We start from the raw sequence: 2,673 nt of genomic DNA, 5'->3' as shown, positions 1-2,673 counted from the left end.
TAGGGTTTGGGGTAATAGTGGGTGGTTACCCCGAAAGGAGATAACCGACTATGAAGTTATTATTAGTAACAACGCCATTATACTAAAATTTTGGCTCTAGCGCAAGCTAGAGTTAAATCTATGGTTGCTAGCGTTTTAAACAAACAATACAAAAACCAATTTTATTTTGAATCAGGTTTCAAAAGCCCCGCTTCATACAAAAACACTGAAGGCTTATGCTCTTTAGGTTTGGCGTTTTCCCTCAATTCGTTTTTCGCATAAGAAAGCCATAAATTTTCCTTAGCCCTTGTGATAGCGACATAAAAAAGCCGCCGCTCTTCTTCAATGCCCCCACCGGTATTCATGAGCTTGTGGTTAGGGAAACGGCCCTCCATTAAATCTATAATATAAACGTCTTTAAACTCTAAGCCTTTAGAAGCATGCACGCTCAATAAATTCACGCCCTCGCCCTGCGTGGCTTCACTTGAGCCTATTAAAGTGCCGTTTAAAAAACGCCCTAAATTTTGGTAATTTTTTGCCAAAGAACTCAACAAGTCCATTTTTTCATTGAAGCGTTTTTGCGCTTGGAGTTTTTTAAACTCATTATAAGATCCGTCCTTATTTTTGGATCGCTCTTTTAAAAGGCGTGTTTTAAAGGTTTGAAAAAACGCGCTTTCTAGAATGTGCTTGATTAAAGCGCTAGGGGAATGAGTAGGGGCTTTGGTATAAAGAATGAAAAAATCGCTCAGCATCTTAGCCCCATTGAGCGAGATTTTAGGGTGCATCAATACCGGGTGCGAATGAAACGCTTTATCTATCACGCCATTAAACCTTGAGCTGTTTTCTAAAGCAAAAATTTCTTCAAAAAGCCCCATGGAGGTGATTTCTTTTTTCTTGGTGTAAATTTTGGCTTCTTTGCTTGGGTGGGTTAGGGCTAGTTTGAGATCGCCATTGCCTAAAAGCATCAAGGCTTCATGAATGTCTTTAGCGGTATTAGAGCCAATATCGCTGATACAACTTAAAATGTGAATGGCTGCCATAATGTCTTTAGGGTTAAATAGTAGCGCGCAAATATCTAACGCTAACGCCACTTCTTTGGATTCAAAAAAACTCGCGCTCCCTTTTCGTTTGCTTGGCACATTGTGGGATCTTAAAGCGGCTTCTAATTGATCTGCGCTCGCGTTATTCCTAAAAATCACTGCCACTTCTTTAAAATCCTTTCGCATGACAATGCGTTTGGCGATGTCTTGGCATTGCGCGATGTTGTCGTTGTAATTTAAAAGCGTGGGTTTATTGAATTTCCCTGATTTCACCACTTCTAAATTTTTAGGGTAAATGCGCTCGTTGCGCTGTATCACTTGATTAGCGAGATCTAAAATCTCTTTAGAAGAGCGGTAGTTTTTAGTGAGCGTGAAAACTCGGGCGTTTTTGTATTTTTGAGTGAAATTAGAAATGATAGAAATATCCGCTCCGTTAAAAGCGTAAATGCTCTGATCGTAATCGCCCACGCAAAACAAACTGGGGGGGTTGATAGCGTCTAAAATGGATTCTTGTAAGGGGTTAGTGTCTTGAAATTCATCACAAAGCACTTCTTTATAAGGGCTAGGTCTTTCTAGCATCGCCTTTTTAAATAACAGCAGTAAGTCGTTATAGTCAATATAATTATGCTTTTTTTTAGTGTTTTCAAACTCTTCTAAAATGTTTTCATAAAAGGCGGCGTATGGCACGTGTTCAGGGTTTTTACTAGAAAGCCATGCGCTAAAATCTTCTTGTTTTAGAGCGTTAGTGTAAAGAGAATAGAGGGCGTAGAGATGCTGCGAAGTGTAGGGCTTTTTATCGTCATCTATGGCGTTTTTAGTGTCCACAATGCTTTCTAAAAGCTTTCTTAATTCCTTAGGTTGTTTCAGGCTTAAATTGGGGTAATGCTCTTTCAAATAGCGATACGCTACCGCATGGAAAGTGCCCGCTTCAATTTTGGAGCTTAATTTGGAGTATTTAGCCACCCTAGCGATCATTTCATTACTCGCTTTATTGGTGAAAGTCAAAAGCAAGATTTCTTCAGGCTTGATGCCGTTATCTAGCAGATATAAAATGCGCCCCACAATGGTAGAAGTCTTTCCCGTGCCAGCGCTCGCAATCACTAAATTATGCCCTTTCAAAGCCTTGGCCGCTTTTAATTGCTCAGGGTTTAATTGTAAGGTTTCTAGCAAGTTTTATCCTAATTGAAAAAGTCTTTAGGCAAAAGGGCGTTTTCTAAAGAACGCTGCGAAAACAAAAAACGCCCATCGCACACAAAGCCTAATTCTTGCCAGTTGATAGCGTTGAGTTTATCGCAGAGGTTTTGTAAATCCAGGTTTTGGTTATAAGGGAATAGCGCTAAAATAGAGCCGTCATAATTAGGGCATTGGTGGATAAAAAAGGGGTTTTTTTGGCGCGTTTTAGTGTTGACATAAATGCGTTTTTTGGGGGATATGTGATGCATTCTACCCCATTCAAACCAGTTGGCTTCATTGAATTTTTTGATCTTTCTTTGCATCAAGCTATCTTTATGCTGGAGTAAATAATCATTAGGCTTATTGACAAAAACCATTTTTTCTAAAACATTGGTTCTTTTCGTGATTGAGGTGACAAATTCTAAATTCCCATGCTTTTCATTTTTAAAAATCTTATCGCACCCGCTCCCATCGCCTTTCA

The 2,673-nt window shown here is 39.4% G+C and carries 1 protein-coding gene and 1 pseudogene; both read right to left on the bottom strand.

Features of this window, described 5'->3' with window-relative positions; genetic code table 11:
• Positions 1 to 161: 161 nt before the first annotated feature.
• Positions 162 to 2,189 carry an ATP-dependent helicase gene (locus BZK24_RS08260; protein WP_077657137.1) on the bottom strand — a complete coding sequence of 676 codons (2,028 nt, stop codon included), beginning with the start codon at positions 2,187 to 2,189 and terminating at the stop codon, positions 162 to 164.
• Positions 2,190 to 2,197: 8 nt separating this feature from the next.
• Positions 2,198 to 2,673, bottom strand: a pseudogene (locus BZK24_RS08255) (class I SAM-dependent methyltransferase); the annotation flags it as partial.

It is taken from the genome of Helicobacter pylori (assembly GCF_001998165.1).
GTDB lineage: Bacteria > Campylobacterota > Campylobacteria > Campylobacterales > Helicobacteraceae > Helicobacter > Helicobacter pylori_DL.
This window is presented reverse-complemented; position numbering and strand designations above follow the sequence as displayed.